We start from the raw sequence: 15,974 nt of genomic DNA on the forward strand, positions 1-15,974 counted from the left end.
AATGACCCAGCGCAAATATTTTGGTACCGATGGCATACGTGGAAAAGTTGGTGAGAGCAATATCAACCCAGAGTTTGTTACCAAATTAGGGTGGGCCGCAGGTAAAGTACTGGCAGGTCGCGGCACAAATAAGGTGCTTATTGGTAAAGACACACGTATATCAGGCTACATGCTAGAGTCTTCTCTAGAAGCCGGTCTATCGGCAGCAGGTATTAATATTGGCTTGCTAGGTCCTATGCCTACGCCTGCTATTGCGTATCTAACAAAAACATTTCGCTCTGAAGCGGGCATCGTTATCAGCGCCTCTCATAATCCTTTTTACGATAACGGCATCAAATTTTTCTCTGCTCAAGGATTTAAGCTAGATGACGACATCGAGTTAGCTATTGAAGACATGTTAGAACGCCCAATGACCTGCGTTGCGTCTGACAAGTTAGGTAAAGCTACGCGAATTAATGACGCAGCCGGTCGTTACATTGAATTTTGTAAGGGTACATTCCCGTCTGAGCTATCGTTAACAGGTCTAAAAATAGTGGTAGATTGCGCGCACGGCGCAACGTACCACATAGCACCAAATGTACTTCGCGAATTAGGCGCAACGGTCATTGAACTGGGAACAGCGCCAGATGGCCTAAACATCAACGACGGCGTTGGCGCAACTTCTATGAACTCGATTGTAGAAAAGGTTAAAGAAACCGGCGCTGATCTTGGCTTTGCACTAGATGGCGATGGCGATCGCATTATGATGGTAGACCATCTTGGTAACGTTTTAGACGGCGACCAGATTGTTTACATCATTGCACGCGACGCACTTAAAAATGGCAAAATGCAAGGTGGCGTCGTTGGCACATTGATGAGTAACCTTGGTCTTGAAAATGCGCTTTCAAAGCTGGGCGTTCCATTTGTAAGAAGTAACGTAGGCGACAGATACGTGATGGAATTGTTGCAGCAAAAAGGCTGGGCTATTGGCGGTGAGAATTCAGGTCATGTACTTAACCTTAATATGAGCTCGACTGGAGATGGTATTGTTGCAGGGCTTCAGGTACTTGCTGCCATGTTACGCTCTCATATGGATCTTCACGATTTAGCAAGCGGTTTTGACATGTACCCGCAAACATTAGTAAACGTGCGTTACGCCAACCAAGAAGTGGATTATCTTTCACACCAAGATGTACAAGACGCTAAGAAAGAAGCGGAGTCTGCACTGGGTAAAACGGGTAGGGTATTACTGCGTAAAAGTGGTACTGAACCACTAATTCGTGTAATGGTAGAGTCGAACGACGATGCGCAATCTCATAAATGGGCTGAGCATATTGCAGAAACTGTTCGTAATCTCGCCAATTAGTTGGCGTAGCAGGAAATTTTGCTTTTTGTGCTTGTATCTTTTCAATTAAATAGTTAATATCACGCCCGCTTTAAAGACAGGGCTAAGGTCTACGTTGTGAGTGAAAATGTAAGAAAGTCATTCGTGGCTGGCAATTGGAAAATGAATGGAAATTTGGCATTAGTTGCTGAATTTAACCAGAAACTTGCTGATGTAAAAGCTGAATCGGAAATCGTGATTTGTGCTCCTTCTCTACTTTTACACGCATTTGAAACCCGTTCATTTGCTATCGGCACTCAAAACGTAAGTCATTTAGAAAGTGGCGCACATACTGGTGAGCTATCAGTCCAAATGCTAAAAGAAGCAGGTTGTGAATACGCAATCGTTGGACACTCTGAAAGACGTGAAGACCATGGTGAGTCAAGCGAACTTGTAGCGTTAAAAGCTAAACAGTGTGTTGCTTCTGGCATAGTTCCTATCATTTGTGTGGGTGAACCCCTTGAAGTGAGAGAATCTGACAACGTAGAGTCGTTTGTCGGTGAACAGCTAGACGCCCTTGTTAATGCAATGTCTGTGGGTGAACTAAGCAAAACAGTTATAGCTTACGAGCCAATTTGGGCAATAGGTACAGGTAAAACTGCAAGCCCAGAACAAGCACAAGACGTTCACGAATTTATTCGTGGCTACTTTAGTAAAGTAGACACAGAGCTGGCGCAAGGCCTACGTATTTTATACGGCGGTAGTGTTAAGCCAGATAATGCCAGCACCTTATTTGCGCAAAAAGACGTAGATGGCGGTTTGATTGGCGGGGCCAGTTTAAAGGCTGAAGATTTTATTTCAATTTGCCAAGCGGCAAACTGACGAGGTATTTATGATTTACGAAGTGCTATTAGTAGCATACCTAATTGTGGCGCTTTTACTTATTGGATTTGTTTTAATTCAACAAGGTAAAGGTGCAGATATGGGCGCTTCATTCGGCTCAGGTGGTTCAAACACAGTATTTGGCTCGTCTGGTTCTGGTAACTTTATGACGCGTACTACAGGCATTTTGGCAGGTTTGTTTTTCTTCATCAGCCTTACTTTAGGTGCGTTAACCGCTAACCGCGAAAGTGCTGAAGATGAGTGGAATAACTTAGAAGTTCCAGCGGCTGTTGAAGAACCAGTGCAGCTTCCAGCTGATCAGGATGTGCCTGTTATTGAAGACGCGGCGCAAAGCGACGTACCAGCGGTTGAAGCAGATGCTTCTGATGTTCCAGCAGCTGTTGGCTCTGAAGATTCAAACTAATAATATAAAAATTTCGCGGAAGTGGTGGAATTGGTAGACACGCCATCTTGAGGGGGTGGTGAGCATAGCTCGTGCGGGTTCAAGTCCCGCTTTCCGCACCAATTAACAAAGAGAAGGCCAGCAAAATTGCTGGCCTTTTTTCTATTTGGCTTTTAGAAAGCAAGAGGACGCAGCCAACAAAGCAATTGTTGGCCTTGATATAATTGTAACAAAGCGTTAAAAACTAAAAATTACAGGGTGTTATACCTGTTCGTATCTTTATAATTCAGCTATTCTTTTAGTTGTTCATCGTTTCACGCATCTTAAAATTTAGTCTATTCTTCACGGGGCACTAGAGTGCAAAAAACACTAAGTCAGAGTTTATTTCAAACCTTACTGATAGGTATTGTAATAGCATCACTTCTGATTATTGGCGCTGTCTGGCGTTCAGCCAATACCTTAGTAGTTCAAAATATTGATCATGACATTCTCTTGGCTGAAAAAGTTTTTGATAAAGTCGTTGCCGACAGGCAAGCCGTTATTAGAAGCGTTTCAAAAATCCTGTCTCGGTCTTTCGACTTTAGACGCGCAGTGGGCACTGAAAATATACCCTCTATAGAAGCCGCTTTTACAAGCTATGCAGAACGCTTAAATACAAACATAATTGCATTAGTCAGTTTAGATCACACAGTAGTTGCAACCCATAGCGATTTATTTGAGCCTGGCCAAAACGTAGAAAGTAGCTTATCACTTGTAGCAAAAGGTCAAGACAGTGGCTTTTTTGTTGTTAACAACAACTTAGTGCAACTAAATTTAATTCGGGTAGAAATTCCAACGCTTAGATATTACATGCTTATTGGTGTTGATTTTGATAGCGATTTATTAAACGAGTTAAAACGACTTGTAGATGCCGAAATTATCATTTCAGAAGCAGGTTCGAATAAGGTCATAAAGGCAACGTTAGATGAGGGAGACGCTCAGCGCATACTTTCATCTGAACGCGACCCTTCTTGGGTAGATGTCACTTTCAAAGACGAGTTGACCTATTTTGCGCGACAGGTAAGTATCGGCTCTGAGCAGGACTTGCCAATGGCGATTACGCTAGCTGTAGATGTAACTTCTTCGTTTAATGCGTTTACGCGTATTCAATTGACCATATTAGCTTTTTGTTTGTTAGCAATACTCGTTGCTATGGGGCTTTCTCTGTTACTTGCACGAAATGTGAGTGAGCCTGTTTCTAAGCTAGTTAAAGCAGTTAATAAAGTGGCTTCGGGCTCCTATGGCGCAACACTTGAAGCACCATCGAAACTCAAAGAAATTACTGAGCTTGCTAATGCTGTTGATAGTATGCAGGCGAGTATTAAGAGTCGTGAGAAGCATATACGTTATCAAGCGGAACACGATGTGTTAACGGGGCTTTTTAACCGCAACTATGTTGAAGGCTTTTTCGAGTCCGAGCTCAAAGAAGGACGGGCTGTTCAAGTTGTGGCTATTACCGTCATTGGGTTTCGAACTATTAATGACCTGTATGGCTATTCAAATGGTGACAATACGTTAAAAGCGTTAGCTGAGCGTTTACAGCGCTGGCCTGGCACGTCTGCACGCCTTGCTGGCGGTGAGATTTTATATATATCGCAGGAATCTCTTAATGATGATCAGCTAGAAACGCTTAGGCACATATTAGAGCAGCCTGTTGAGAGTAATTTAATTGCTATTCCCGTGAAAGTTGCTATGGCAATCATCGAATGCCCACAGGACGCAACGTCTTCTGAAGAACTTTTCAGAAAAATGAATATAGTTACCGATGAAGCTATTCATAGTGACAGCTGGTGTGTTCGTTATCGAACTGATTTGGAAGATAAATATAACCGCCGACTTGCTATAACAACAGAGTTAAAACGTGCTCTTGCCAGTCAGCAAAATGAACTGTCTATGGTCTACCAACCTAAAGTTGATTTAAGGACCATGAAAGTTTGTAGTATGGAAGCGTTAATTCGTTGGAACAACAGTACACTTGGTTTTGTTCCTCCTGATGAGTTTATCACTATTGCTGAGCAAGCAGGGTTAATTGAGCAGGTCACGACTTGGGTTATGCAGCAGACTATCGCTGATTTAGCTTATTTCAGAGCTAAAGGATATGGATTTACTGTGGCAATGAACCTTTCGACTCAAGACATACAAAACAAAGTACTGCTGCGTAAGCTAGTTGCTTTGCTTACGCAAGAGGGGCTTTCCCCTGAAGCGCTGGAACTTGAAATTACTGAAAGTGACTTGGTTGCCGACGCATCGCTAGCCATAGAAAACCTAAATGAGCTTACGGCCCGTGGATTTCACTTTGCGATCGATGATTTCGGCACGGGCTATTCTTCATTGGCGTACTTAAAGAATCTACCTGTCAAAACGATCAAGATAGATAAAAGCTTTATTCTTGCTCTAGCAAGCGACGAGAACGATCAACAAATAGTTCACACCGTGCTTAGTTTAGCAAGTGTCTTCAATTTAAAAGTGGTTGCAGAAGGTGTAGAAGATGTTGCGTCGCTAGAAATCTTGAAAGAGTGGGGGTGTGATATCGCGCAAGGTTACTTCATCAGTCGACCGCTTAATCGTCCAGACCTAGAAGATTGGCTGCAAAATACGCCTTTCGGTGAATAGCTTCCTTATTACAAAAAACTTATATTTTTGGAGTCAATGGGATGCTCAATCGTTTATCAACGCTGACATGGCATCTAAAATGCAAACAACCATTATGAAGCGTGAAAATCGCTCCGCAGGCTAAACACTTTCACTAAAGTGTGAGTTTTTTGCCTACTGAGTTGTGAAATTACTTCAAAAACAAGGAATTTACTATGGACATCATTCGTATACTTTTATCAATTTTACTTCCACCGCTAGGCGTATTTTTACAGGTCGGTATCGGCGCGCATTTTTGGATCAATATTCTATTGACCATTCTTGGCTATTTTCCAGGTGTAATTCACGCGGTTTACATCATCGCTAAAAAGTAGGCACTTAAACGCTTCAGTAATCTGTTATAGGTGAAAGAGCAATCAAACACTAAATATGCAAAAGCCAGCTTCAATAGCTGGCTTTTTACTTTATGACGCCTCTCGGATTGGATACTACCGCCATGGATACCAAGGCTATGTTACGCCGTTAGTTTTTCGTCGTCTAACTCCTGTTTCATCTCTTTTTGATATTCATCAGCAAGTTTTGTTTTCTGGCGGTCGTTAAGCACATTCCCCGCTACCTGGAAGAACTCCTGTTCTTCGTCAGCAAGGTGATGTTCCACTTTTTCCTGAAGTGTCTTCAAATAACGTAACCATGCAGGTGAGCTCATATCGGTGTCATCAAGCTTAGCTAGTAATTCATCAATCTCGTGATGCTCTGCAATTCCATGACGGGTCAAATCTACGGTGGCATCTTTTTCTAAAAGATGAGAATAAAAGTGGCGCTCCTCAGCAATAGCATGACTTTCAAGCTGAGTTTTGAGCTCTTGGTAATATTCACGGCGTGCAGCTGTATCTCCACTTGTTTCAGCTAAAATCTTTAACAATAAACGTTGCTTCTCATGGTCCTGGCGTAAAGCTTCAAAAATTTTCATAGGTGGTTCCTTATAAATACCTAAAAAGTTAATCACACCAAGGGTAATGCTATTTTTGTTCCATGAATAAAAAGTCTGTTAGTTCCTGAATTTTATAATAAAATCTATTGAACGATTCAGGGGGGTTGGTACAAGAGAACAGAAAAAACGCAAATTTTACAGGTTACTTACCGATAAATTCACGGCAGTATTGTCGTGAATTTATCGAATGAAATATGTCGTAAACGTGCTACACGCCTTGTGCGACCATGGCGTCTGCAAGACGTCTAAACGCTGCGATGTTAGCGCCTTTCATGTAGTCAATATAATCGTGTTCATCACCTACACCTTGTCCTTCTGCAACACAGCGCTGATGAATGCTTTCCATAATAGCGTTTAACTGATCATCAAGTACGTTCGCATTGCGCTGATTGAACATGGCGTTTTGGCTCATTTCTAATCCCGACAAGGCGACACCACCTGCATTAGATGCCTTTCCGGGCACATAAACAATTTTAGCATCTAAGAAAAGCGCTTGTGCCTTATTTGTACATGGCATGTTCGCACCTTCTAAAACCATCTTACAGCCGTTATCTAGTAATACCTTGGCGTCCGTTTCAAGCAGTTCATTTTGCGTTGCACAAGGTAGAGCAATATCGCATTTTATATGCCACGGCTTTTTATCGGCTATCCATTTACCCATTTTTTTATCAGCCATGTCTACAAGGATATTATCTCGGTTAGCGTGGTTATCAATTGCCCATTTTAATGCCGTATCCGATAACCCTTCTTCAACATGTAGAAGCCCCCGGCTGTTTGAGAGCGAAATTACCTTTCCACCTTTCTCTACCGCCTTAAGCGCCGCGTGCAGTGCTACGTTTCCTGCACCAGATACTGCAATTGTATTGCCTTCAATGTGCGAGTTTCGCTGTTTACAAACCGCTTCTAAAAAGTAAATTAAGCCAAAACCTGTGGCCTCAGTACGCACATAGCTTCCACCAAACTCTAAACCTTTACCTGTTAAAACCCCTTCGAACCTATTGTTTAACCTTCGATATTCGCCGTATAGATAACCTATTTCTCTCGCGCCTACGTTAATATCACCAGCAGGTACATCGGTGTTTGCGCCTATGTGTCGTTGCAATTCACGCATGAATGCTTGGCAAAACAACATAATGTCTCGGTCTGACCGGCCTTTGGGGTTAAAGTCAGAGCCACCTTTTCCGCCACCCATGGGCAGACCAGTAAGGGCATTTTTAAAACACTGCTCAAAAGCAAGAAACTTGAGCACTGATAGGTTAACAGTTGGGTGAAAGCGCAACCCACCTTTGTACGGGCCCATTGCTGAATTATGCTGCACCCGCCACCCTTGGTTCACTTCAATATTGCCTTCACTGTTCATCCAAGAGACTGTGAAATAGATAATGCGCTCCGGCATGCAAATGCGCCTTACAATATCAAATGCCTTGTAATCTTCGTTCGCGTTATAAATAGGAACAATATCTTCAAGTACTTCATGTACTGCTTGTAGATACTCGGTCTCATTAGAAAACTTATCGTTCAAAAAGTCATAGATTTCTTCAAAGTTACTTTTTTGAGGCATGTACCATTAATCCTTATCTTCAAAGTTGGCGAGTACGGTGAGACTTCTTGGGAAGGTTTTTATGATAAGTTGGTCGCCTTCATAGATTTCACCGTCTACTGCATAGGCAGTGGGCTTATCGAATGTTAGTGTTATGTTTGATGCACGTTCGTGACGAATGGTGTCTGAATTCTTTTTCGCTTCTGAAGGGCTTAAAACCAGTTCCGCGAGTGATGCAAACTGTCTGTCAGAGCTTGGCTGGGGCAATAACCAAGTAAGATCTAGCTTTCCATCGGTAATATCTGGCTGCTCAGCACCCTGTGCCAATGCGGTTGTCATGGGTGCAGCATTGGCTATAACAAAGCTAGGTGTTTCTAGTGTCTCAGCTGGGTTGTCATCCTTTGCTACTTCAAATGTCATGTTTTCATTATTAGAAATGGCATTCCACAGCCCTTTCAAGTAGGCAAACTGGCCGCCCACATTTTTCTCTTCTCTGTCAGCGGCAGAAATCATTTTCTCTTCAAATCCGACGGCTGCTACCAACAACATGACTTTGTCGTTACAAGTTGCGGTATCAATTTTTAGCGTGTTGCCATTAATGATGATGTCGCACGCGGTGCTAATAGGCATAACTTTGCTAATATAACCGTGGAGTACTTGACTCAGCGCATTTGCCGTACCAAATGGGATAATTCCCATTGTGATGTCAGTATCAACTAGCGCTGATGCCACCTCAGTTAACGTACCGTCTCCACCGCAGGCAATGACGATTTGTGCCTTTTCATCTTTAGCCTGTTCAGCAAGTGCTTTGCCGTCTATTTCTGGTGTGGTTTCTTTTACCGTTACCTTGAATTTTTCGTTTAGCCTTGCAAGTACCTCACCACGGTGCTGTTCCCACTTACCGCCGCCGGCTACCGGATTGACAATTAACGTTAAGTTCTTATGTAAAGAGAGTAGGCCGCCATCTCTGACTTTTTGCAGTGATGCTAACTGGCGTTTATTAAGCCTTGCTGTTTGACGTATTTGATTAATCTGTCGCATGGCATCATCTACACTTAAATCTGGGTTTTTTGCCAGAAGATAAGCTGCCACTACTAGCACCGAACGTCCTCGACCAAGTGCGCAATGCACAACAACATTTTTGTTTTCAGATATCTGTTGATTGAGCCAATTGATAGCAAGAACAAGTTGCTCTGGAGTAGGGCTGGTATGATCTAAGACAGGCACGTTTAGGTATCTAAAATCTTCTTGATACGCTGTCCAATCCAAGCCGTCAAATTCTGCAGTTACGTCGAGGATCGCATCAATATTATTCTCGTTAAGTAAGTCAACATGCTGTCCAGACATGCGGCAAGCGAGAAAAAGGTTTGATTCAATTTTTTGAAGTGGAGGTACTTTGTCTGTTCTACGTGCATACTCGTTATAAAGCCACGAGCCCAGCAGAAATGGAACAAAAATCCAGCGAATGTAGAATGGAATCGATCCATCTTCCCGTTTGCGAAATAAACTTGGGTAGTTGAGCAAATAGGCACTGCTTACCGCAATAAGCGAAAAAGCAATCCATCCAAATACAATTTTGAGCAATAGCACAGGCACTGTTACCGTTAACACCAGCGCTAACAATGCTGCAAGTATGTAATACTTTACCATTTTCACGACGAACACATCCTTTGTAATTAGAAAAAGCAAATAGCTTAGGCATTTATACTTACACCCATTTGTTTTCGTTTACTTTTAAGGCCTGTAATTTGAACTATCGCTAGGCAGTAAGCGTATATTTTTGTATGGAAAATATGAGTGTATGTAATGAATAAAACGGTAGTACTCAAAGTTGCTAATTTCGTTTGGTTTCAAGCGATATGGTGGTTGGTGATTCTGTTTCAAAACAGTGCAGTGCTTCCGGTATTAGGCCTGCTTTTGGTTTGGATTGCATTTTCTCCAAAACGCGTCGAAGACATAAAGCTTATGAGTGCAGTTTTTCTACTAGGCACTGTAGTCGATGCCTTACTTACATTAAGCGGTCTATTCATTTTCAATCAAACAGATGTGTTGGTGGGCTTTTGGCCAATTCCCATTTGGCTTAGTCTTCTTTGGGCTGCGTTCGCAGGTACTGTGTATCACAGTTTAACCGCCTTTAATGGCCGAATGGTTATTGCTGCAATTGCTGGTGCAATTTTTGCCCCACTTAGCTATATCGCCGGTGCCAATTTTGGTGCTGTAGAGTTAGGGGCCAGCATGATGCTTTCTTATATTTTCATCGCGTTAGTGTGGAGCGTAATTTTCCCGCTGTGTTTTTATTTATCCAATCGTTTTGAGGCAAAACAAGCCCAAGCGTAAATGCAAGGAGTGTATTGGCATGACGAAAAACGTATTAGTAACTGGTGGTAATCGAGGTATCGGCCTTGAAATAGTAAAAGGAATGCTGTCTAAAGGTTATAAGGTATTGATGGGATGTCGAGATGAAGAGTCAGGTCTTGAAGCTAAAAAGGATATAGTAGGAGGGGATTTACATATTATTGAAATGCCCCTTGATAATGAAACGGCGATCGTAGATGCGTTTGTTCGATCGGAAGCTGTTTATGGCCCTATCGATATTCTAATAAACAATGCAGGCATATTAGATGACACCAATTGGAAAGAGGTAAATAGTGAGAGCTTAGCAAAATCCGTACAGGTAAACGTGAACGCGCCATTAACGCTTATTCAACAAACCTTACCGCAAATGATTGAGCGAGGTTTTGGGCGCATTATCAACGTAAGTTCTAGTTACGGTAGCTTTGCCGAAGGTTTAAAAGGTCCTTTATGCTACGCAGTAACCAAAGCCGCCATTAACGCCCTAACCGTGAAAATGGCTGCCGAAGTCGATAAAGCTGCAGAGGGCAAAAAGATTGATGTAACGATAAACAGTATGACGCCAGGCTGGGTACATACCAGAATGGGGGGCAGCGACGCACCAAAAACACCTGAAGAGGGGGCAGATACGGCAATTTGGCTTGCAACAATGGAAGAGGGCGGCCCCAACGGCAAATTTTTGAAAGACAGAGAGCCCATTGATTGGTAGCCCGTTAGCCGGTCAACATATATCGGGCCACCAGTAAATTGTACAACGCGGATAGCGGTATGATTAAAGTGAGAATCGCTCTCTCAAAAAACGAGCGATTCCATCGTCATCGTGGTGCCCGATAACTGAAGTTGCAGCATCTTTAACATAAGGTTTGGCGTTTGAAGGTGCGTAAGCTTCATCAGCAAGCTTAAACATACTTAAGTCGTTATCGCTATCACCAAACACAATAACATTGCTTGCATTCAATTGACTGCGCAGCAGTTCAACAGCACTCCCTTTGTTGGCAAGATTATGGTGAACATCCATCCAACGATACTCATCTCCTTCAATAGCAGGCCCTGAATACGCTATTAATTGCTCATGCATATTTAGTTGCTGGTACATATCATAGACAAGTGCCGCATCGCCGATCATACTGATATTAGTTATGTGCGCATTGGCAGGTAATGCTTCAATGGAAGCTAAGCGCGCTTTTGTGCGCGAAAAGTATTTTTCGATTAAATCAAATTCCACCTGATGCTTTGGCGCAGAGTGATAGATCACGTGCTCGTGATCAGGACTGTCCATGTTTACCGTGTTAATAAATGGCGTGATATTGTTCTTAACCGCGTGCTCAATAATAAGATTGGCTTCACTAGGCGCGAGTAGGTTTTCCAGTGTTAGCGCATTTCCGCTTGGATCCCATATAGCTACACCATTGTTGTAAATGTGCGGAAGTACGAAAGATTGACCTTGCAAAACAAATTGCGCAGAGTGCATGGTGCGACCTGTTGCAACAGTAAAGGCAATATCCTTTTCGCTAAGTAAGCCCAACGTTTCTTTTGTAAAAGCAGAAATTTCTGAAGACTTATTTAATAATGTCCCATCTAAATCAAAAAATATCAAATCCATACAGTTGGTGCCTAGTTTCTAAATAACGCCGACCAAACGCTAAAGGGCAATGCACACCACATTTGGTATGTTGCCCTTTAGCGCTTTTAAATACGGCTGACTTTATCAATACGTTGTAGTCACTTTATCATATTCTCTGTCTAAGCAGTGTTTCATATCATGTAATTAATCTTGCTAGCGAATTGATTCAACCACTTTGTCGGTGTGCTGCTTTAATAACTGCGACACCTTAGACGATGACTGTGACTTTCTAAGGTTGATCACAAGCGCTACTTTCCCAAACCTAACCGCATGTCTAACGGTCTGAATAACTTCATTTCTGTCTGGGCGTAAACCAATTAAACCCGCAATAAATAGCCCAATGAATATACCTGGGCTAATCAGTGCTATATAGGTAAATAATGGGTTTTGCTGAGTAAGCGCAGGCCCAAATAGTGTTAATAAAAAAGCCGCAACAAGGCCAATAACAAGACCAACTGACCCTAGCATTAAGTGCGACGACCACATACTTTTGCCAATAGATGCACTATTGCGTTCAAGCTTTTCGCTCATATTTGGGTCGCCCGATTCGATAATCTCTATTTGAGACGCTTCAACTGACGTTTCTTCTTTTACTAATTCTAGTACTTCTTGCACTTTTCTTTTTGAAGGGAATACAGCCGCCACTTGCAACTCACCGTTCGATACAACGTTGGCTCTTAAATTTACATGTTCGTTGCCACTATCGTTATCAGAGTTTGTACCATTCGGATTTTCAATGTTCATTTCTACATCCTCAGCTTCTTACTTGGACTCTATAAATTGATTCGTTTTACTTGTAAGTCATAACGAATGGCTGGTTATGCCAACACTGAACATACAGGTAACTCGATCATTAATGTCTTAATATTCAAGTTGCGTTCCGGCGAACAAGCACGAGTGCTTATTCATTAGCTAGGGTATGCTTATGTAAGGTTTATATTGTTGTTTTTATTTGTTTTTTATTGATATTTAAATATGGTTTAGTCAGCGGGACGGTAACTTAAGAGGGTACTTGAAACACATAAGTTAAGGTTCATGGACTCTCACTATTACTTATACTGTGATTATTTTACACAGGGCGTGAAAAGTTGTTATAGCGGTAGAATCAGTGCGTTACATAGACATAAGGCTCAGAGGAAAGGCTACCTGTGAGTTGTGATCATTTCTCGACGTTTCTCTGTAAATCTTAGTTATACATTTTGCTCTAACTGTCGTTTGGTTTTTTTATGAAAAGCGCAGTGAATCTGAGCGGCCTTGGCATTACCTTAACAGAGAGCCTTATTTGAAGTTAAGGAAAGGAGCAAGTACAAATGAAACGGACGAAAGGCTATTGCAACGTTTACAGTGACGACAGCCATCTATCAATAAGGCGAATAGCTTGTGGGAACAAGCGGTTTTACTATCGTTATAGCAGTGGCAAAAAAGTAACGGGCGAACGTGTGATCAAACGTATTAAGAAGCTTGTTATTCCCCCAAATTGGCAAAACACTTTCATAAGCCGAGATACTAAGGCTAGTATTCAAGCCGTTGGCTACGACGAAAAAGGTCGTAAGCAATACATCTACCACGACAAATGGCATGAGCAGAGGCAAAGAGAGAAGTTCGAGCGTTTGATTACGTTTGGCAATGCGCTTCCTGAGTTCAGAGAATACTGTCTTTCCTTAATTTCGCAGCCCACTTGGACACAAGAAAGAGCATGTGCGCTGGTGTGCCTATTGTTAGATTATACAGGTGCCAGAGTAGGCAATGCTCAATACAGCAAGGAAAATAACACGTACGGGTTAACCACACTGCGGCGCAAGCATATTCAAGCTCAATGCGACGATAGTGTTGAACTTGCTTACATTGGAAAACACGGTAAACCAAGGACGCTAAAGGTAAACGACCCTGAGCTTGCTGCATTAGTCTGTGACTGCGCGCAACAACAAGGTTATTGCTTATTTCGTTATCAAGATGAGCATAAACAATGGCAAGATGTAACGAGTGAGGACGTCAATGCGTTTATACACTTTGAGTTAAGTGAGCGGTTCAGCTGTAAAGACTTTAGAACGTGGGCTTCTAGCCGATTTGCATTAACCAGCCTTCCGCATGTTTATGAGCAAGTTAATAATTCTAGAACCAAAAAATGGGAGAGTACGTTAAGTAAAGTTGTAGCAGCAGAATTGGGTAATACTCCTACTGTATGCCGAAAATATTATATTCACCCTAAACTATTTACTGTTCAAAATGATAAAAAGTTGTGTGAAAAGCTGATCAACAAGGTACGTTCACTGAATGACGAAGATTGTACGCAGCTAACTCACTTATTGCCTGTAGAAAAGCTTCTTTTGGATGTTATTTCGGCTGAGTGTGCGTAGTAAAGCATTTTTAATGAAAATGTTTTAGCTGATAGTAAAGTTATTGTTTTTTGGGGTCTGTGGTACCAAGTTAAATTGTTTCATGGTTGATTTTGTATTTGTAAGGTGCTGATAAATATGATTTATGTGGTAGATAAAATATTTAATCTCTCGTGAAACATGGTTGGTGTAAATTTGGTCATTAATGCTGATTAAATGAAGTTGTTCAAAATTTAAACTTGAAATTTTCTGTAATATCTTTATATTGTTAGAGCTCTAATGATTATTGTTCGATTTAATTATTTGCTCCAGAAATGAATTTAGCAAAGGTTAAATGGCGAAATCATTTATGAGTATTTGATGAGCAATAGAGGAAATAACTAACGTTATGCCAATGGAAAGTTACCTGTCACTAGCCGTTTACTTTATAGCGATGTTAGGGATAGGGTTGTTTGCTTACCGACAATCTACCAGTGATATCTCTGGTTACATTTTGGGAGGGCGACAAGTAAGCCCTCAAGTTACCGCACTTTCTGCAGGTGCATCTGACATGTCAGGCTGGATGTTAATGGGTCTTCCCGGCGCAATGTATTTAACCGGTTTTGACGCGTTATATATCGCGATAGGCTTGGTTGCTGGTGCTTTAGCTAACTATTTATTAGTAGCGCCTAAACTTCGCGTTTATACCGAAGTGGCTAATGACTCACTTACTGTGCCTGAATTCTTTGCCAAGCGCTTCAATAAGCCAAATTCAAGCTTACGAATCGTTTCGGCGGTAATCATTGTACTGTTCTTTACGCTATATACGTCTGCAGGCTTAGTAGCAGGCGGTAAGCTGTTCGAAAGTGCATTTTCGGTCGATTATCAACTGGGCTTGTTTATCACTCTAGGTGTTGTGGTGTCTTACACACTCTTGGGTGGGTTCTTAGCAGTGAGCCTTACAGACTTTGTGCAAGGGTGCATTATGTTTGTGGCATTGGTTTTAGTGCCAATAGTCGCATTTACCGAGTTTGATAGCGTATCGCAAATGACAAACGCGGCTTATCAATCTGTACCGAATTTTTCAGAATCGTTAGAAACGCTAACGATAGTCGGTTTACTTTCGAGTTTAGGATGGGGCTTAGGCTATTTCGGACAGCCTCATATCATTGTGCGATTTATGGCAATTCGCTCTGTTAAAGCTATTGGAACAGCAAGAAACATTGGCATGTCGTGGATGACGGTAACAATTATTGGTGCATTAGCTACAGGCTTTGTAGGCATTGCTTATGCTAACCAGTTTGGCCTTGCAGTCGACGACCCAGAGACGATATTTATTATTTTCTCGCAGTTGCTTTTCCATCCATTAATTAGTGGATTTTTGATGGCAGCAATTTTGGCGGCCATCATGAGTACAATTTCGTCGCAGTTATTAGTTAGCGCAAGTTCGTTAACAGAAGACATTTACCGCGTAATGGTAAATAAAAAGTCGCCTGAAAAATCGTTAAATGAAAAGCAAACGGTAACAATTGGGCGATATGGTGTAGCTGGTGTGGCTGTGGTTGCATTGCTATTAGCCATGGATGCGTCGAATACAATTTTATCTTTAGTAAGTAACGCTTGGGCAGGATTTGGTGCCGCATTTGGTCCATTAGTACTGTTTTGTCTGTATAAAAAGGACCTGACGGCGAAAGCGGCAATGGCCGGTATGATAAGTGGTGCGGTAACCGTACTGTTTTGGATTTATGCGCCAGTTTTAGCTGACGGTAAAACGTTAAGCAGCGTTATTTATGAAATTATTCCAGGGTTTGCGGTAAGTACGTTAACGCTATATATGGTGAGTCGCTTTAGCGAAAACCCATCGTCGAACGTACAAAAGACGTTTGTGCAAGCCAGTGAAGAATTAGCGAATCAACAATCTTAAGGTTAAAAA

The 15,974-nt window shown here is 42.0% G+C and carries 14 protein-coding genes and 1 tRNA gene; 10 read left to right on the forward strand and 5 right to left on the reverse strand.

All coding sequences use genetic code 11. The features are described from left to right. Position 1: 1 nt before the first annotated feature. The 6 genes from glmM (at position 2) to ACXAGV_RS08710 (ending at position 5,593) form a co-directional block, all read left to right on the forward strand. On the forward strand, positions 2 to 1,345 hold the full coding sequence (gene glmM, locus ACXAGV_RS08685) for a phosphoglucosamine mutase (protein WP_474872892.1): 1,344 nt from the start codon (positions 2 to 4) through the stop codon (positions 1,343 to 1,345). Between the two features lie 96 nt (positions 1,346 to 1,441). Continuing rightward, positions 1,442 to 2,185, forward strand: coding sequence for a triose-phosphate isomerase (gene tpiA / locus ACXAGV_RS08690; protein ID WP_474872893.1), 744 nt, complete (start codon positions 1,442 to 1,444; stop codon positions 2,183 to 2,185). Positions 2,186 to 2,195: 10 nt separating this feature from the next. Then, positions 2,196 to 2,609, forward strand: a complete 414-nt coding sequence (secG, locus tag ACXAGV_RS08695; RefSeq protein ID WP_474872894.1) for a preprotein translocase subunit SecG — start codon at positions 2,196 to 2,198, stop codon at positions 2,607 to 2,609. Between the two features lie 15 nt (positions 2,610 to 2,624). Next, positions 2,625 to 2,710 (forward strand) — tRNA-Leu (locus ACXAGV_RS08700). Positions 2,711 to 2,945: 235 nt separating this feature from the next. Then, complete coding sequence (locus ACXAGV_RS08705; protein ID WP_474872895.1) at positions 2,946 to 5,240, forward strand: EAL domain-containing protein; 2,295 nt, start codon at positions 2,946 to 2,948, stop codon at positions 5,238 to 5,240. Positions 5,241 to 5,434: 194 nt separating this feature from the next. Next, positions 5,435 to 5,593: a YqaE/Pmp3 family membrane protein gene (locus ACXAGV_RS08710; RefSeq protein WP_014949371.1), complete on the forward strand. Its 159-nt coding sequence runs from the start codon at positions 5,435 to 5,437 to the stop codon at positions 5,591 to 5,593. 140 nt (positions 5,594 to 5,733) lie between these two features. Here the strand turns inward: ACXAGV_RS08710 and ACXAGV_RS08715 are convergent, their stop codons facing one another. The 3 genes from ACXAGV_RS08715 to ACXAGV_RS08725 form a co-directional block, all read right to left on the reverse strand. Further along, complete coding sequence (locus tag ACXAGV_RS08715) at positions 5,734 to 6,189, reverse strand: hemerythrin domain-containing protein (protein ID WP_474872896.1); 456 nt, start codon at positions 6,187 to 6,189, stop codon at positions 5,734 to 5,736. A 229-nt stretch (positions 6,190 to 6,418) separates the two neighbouring features. Then, on the reverse strand, positions 6,419 to 7,771 hold the full coding sequence (gene gdhA / locus ACXAGV_RS08720; RefSeq protein WP_474872897.1) for an NADP-specific glutamate dehydrogenase: 1,353 nt from the start codon (positions 7,769 to 7,771) through the stop codon (positions 6,419 to 6,421). A 6-nt stretch (positions 7,772 to 7,777) separates the two neighbouring features. Then, on the reverse strand, positions 7,778 to 9,406 hold the full coding sequence (locus ACXAGV_RS08725; protein WP_474872898.1) for a diacylglycerol kinase family protein: 1,629 nt from the start codon (positions 9,404 to 9,406) through the stop codon (positions 7,778 to 7,780). A gap of 150 nt (positions 9,407 to 9,556) precedes the next feature. Between ACXAGV_RS08725 and ACXAGV_RS08730 the strand changes: the two genes are divergently transcribed. Together ACXAGV_RS08730 and ACXAGV_RS08735 are read left to right on the forward strand one after the other, a co-directional pair. Further along, positions 9,557 to 10,087 carry a DUF2878 domain-containing protein gene (locus ACXAGV_RS08730; protein WP_474872899.1) on the forward strand — a complete coding sequence of 177 codons (531 nt, stop codon included), beginning with the start codon at positions 9,557 to 9,559 and terminating at the stop codon, positions 10,085 to 10,087. A gap of 19 nt (positions 10,088 to 10,106) precedes the next feature. Beyond that, positions 10,107 to 10,811, forward strand: coding sequence for an SDR family NAD(P)-dependent oxidoreductase (locus ACXAGV_RS08735; RefSeq protein ID WP_474872900.1), 705 nt, complete (start codon positions 10,107 to 10,109; stop codon positions 10,809 to 10,811). A gap of 63 nt (positions 10,812 to 10,874) precedes the next feature. On the opposite strand, the gene ACXAGV_RS08740 is transcribed toward ACXAGV_RS08735, so the two are convergent. Then, a complete protein-coding gene (locus tag ACXAGV_RS08740; protein WP_474872901.1) occupies positions 10,875 to 11,705 on the reverse strand; it encodes an HAD family hydrolase in 831 nt (276 codons plus the stop codon). A gap of 174 nt (positions 11,706 to 11,879) precedes the next feature. After that, a complete protein-coding gene (locus tag ACXAGV_RS08745) occupies positions 11,880 to 12,470 on the reverse strand; it encodes a hypothetical protein (RefSeq protein WP_474872902.1) in 591 nt (196 codons plus the stop codon). Positions 12,471 to 13,036: 566 nt separating this feature from the next. On the opposite strand from ACXAGV_RS08745, the gene ACXAGV_RS08750 reads away from it, so the two are divergent. Together ACXAGV_RS08750 and putP are read left to right on the forward strand one after the other, a co-directional pair. Next, entirely contained in the window at positions 13,037 to 14,083 is a 1,047-nt protein-coding gene (locus ACXAGV_RS08750; RefSeq protein WP_474872903.1) for a DNA topoisomerase IB, read from the forward strand. A gap of 367 nt (positions 14,084 to 14,450) precedes the next feature. Further along, a complete protein-coding gene (gene putP, locus ACXAGV_RS08755) occupies positions 14,451 to 15,965 on the forward strand; it encodes a sodium/proline symporter PutP (protein ID WP_474872904.1) in 1,515 nt (504 codons plus the stop codon). Positions 15,966 to 15,974: the final 9 nt, after the last annotated feature.

It is taken from the genome of Alteromonas sp. ABH4_453 (assembly GCF_056160665.1).

Bases quoted from the DNA above. Each gene is read 5' to 3' on its own strand.
- ACXAGV_RS08735 (WP_474872900.1), top strand. From the start codon at position 10,107: ATGACGAAAAACGTATTAGTAACTGGTGGTAATCGAGGTATCGGCCTT.
- glmM (WP_474872892.1), top strand. From the start codon at position 2: ATGACCCAGCGCAAATATTTTGGTACCGATGGCATACGTGGAAAAGTT.
- ACXAGV_RS08715 (WP_474872896.1), bottom strand. From the start codon at position 6,189: ATGAAAATTTTTGAAGCTTTACGCCAGGACCATGAGAAGCAACGTTTA.
- ACXAGV_RS08740 (WP_474872901.1), bottom strand. From the start codon at position 11,705: ATGGATTTGATATTTTTTGATTTAGATGGGACATTATTAAATAAGTCT.
- putP (WP_474872904.1), top strand. From the start codon at position 14,451: ATGCCAATGGAAAGTTACCTGTCACTAGCCGTTTACTTTATAGCGATG.
- gdhA (WP_474872897.1), bottom strand. From the start codon at position 7,771: ATGCCTCAAAAAAGTAACTTTGAAGAAATCTATGACTTTTTGAACGAT.
- ACXAGV_RS08745 (WP_474872902.1), bottom strand. From the start codon at position 12,470: ATGAACATTGAAAATCCGAATGGTACAAACTCTGATAACGATAGTGGC.
- ACXAGV_RS08730 (WP_474872899.1), top strand. From the start codon at position 9,557: ATGAATAAAACGGTAGTACTCAAAGTTGCTAATTTCGTTTGGTTTCAA.
- ACXAGV_RS08710 (WP_014949371.1), top strand. From the start codon at position 5,435: ATGGACATCATTCGTATACTTTTATCAATTTTACTTCCACCGCTAGGC.
- secG (WP_474872894.1), top strand. From the start codon at position 2,196: ATGATTTACGAAGTGCTATTAGTAGCATACCTAATTGTGGCGCTTTTA.
- ACXAGV_RS08750 (WP_474872903.1), top strand. From the start codon at position 13,037: ATGAAACGGACGAAAGGCTATTGCAACGTTTACAGTGACGACAGCCAT.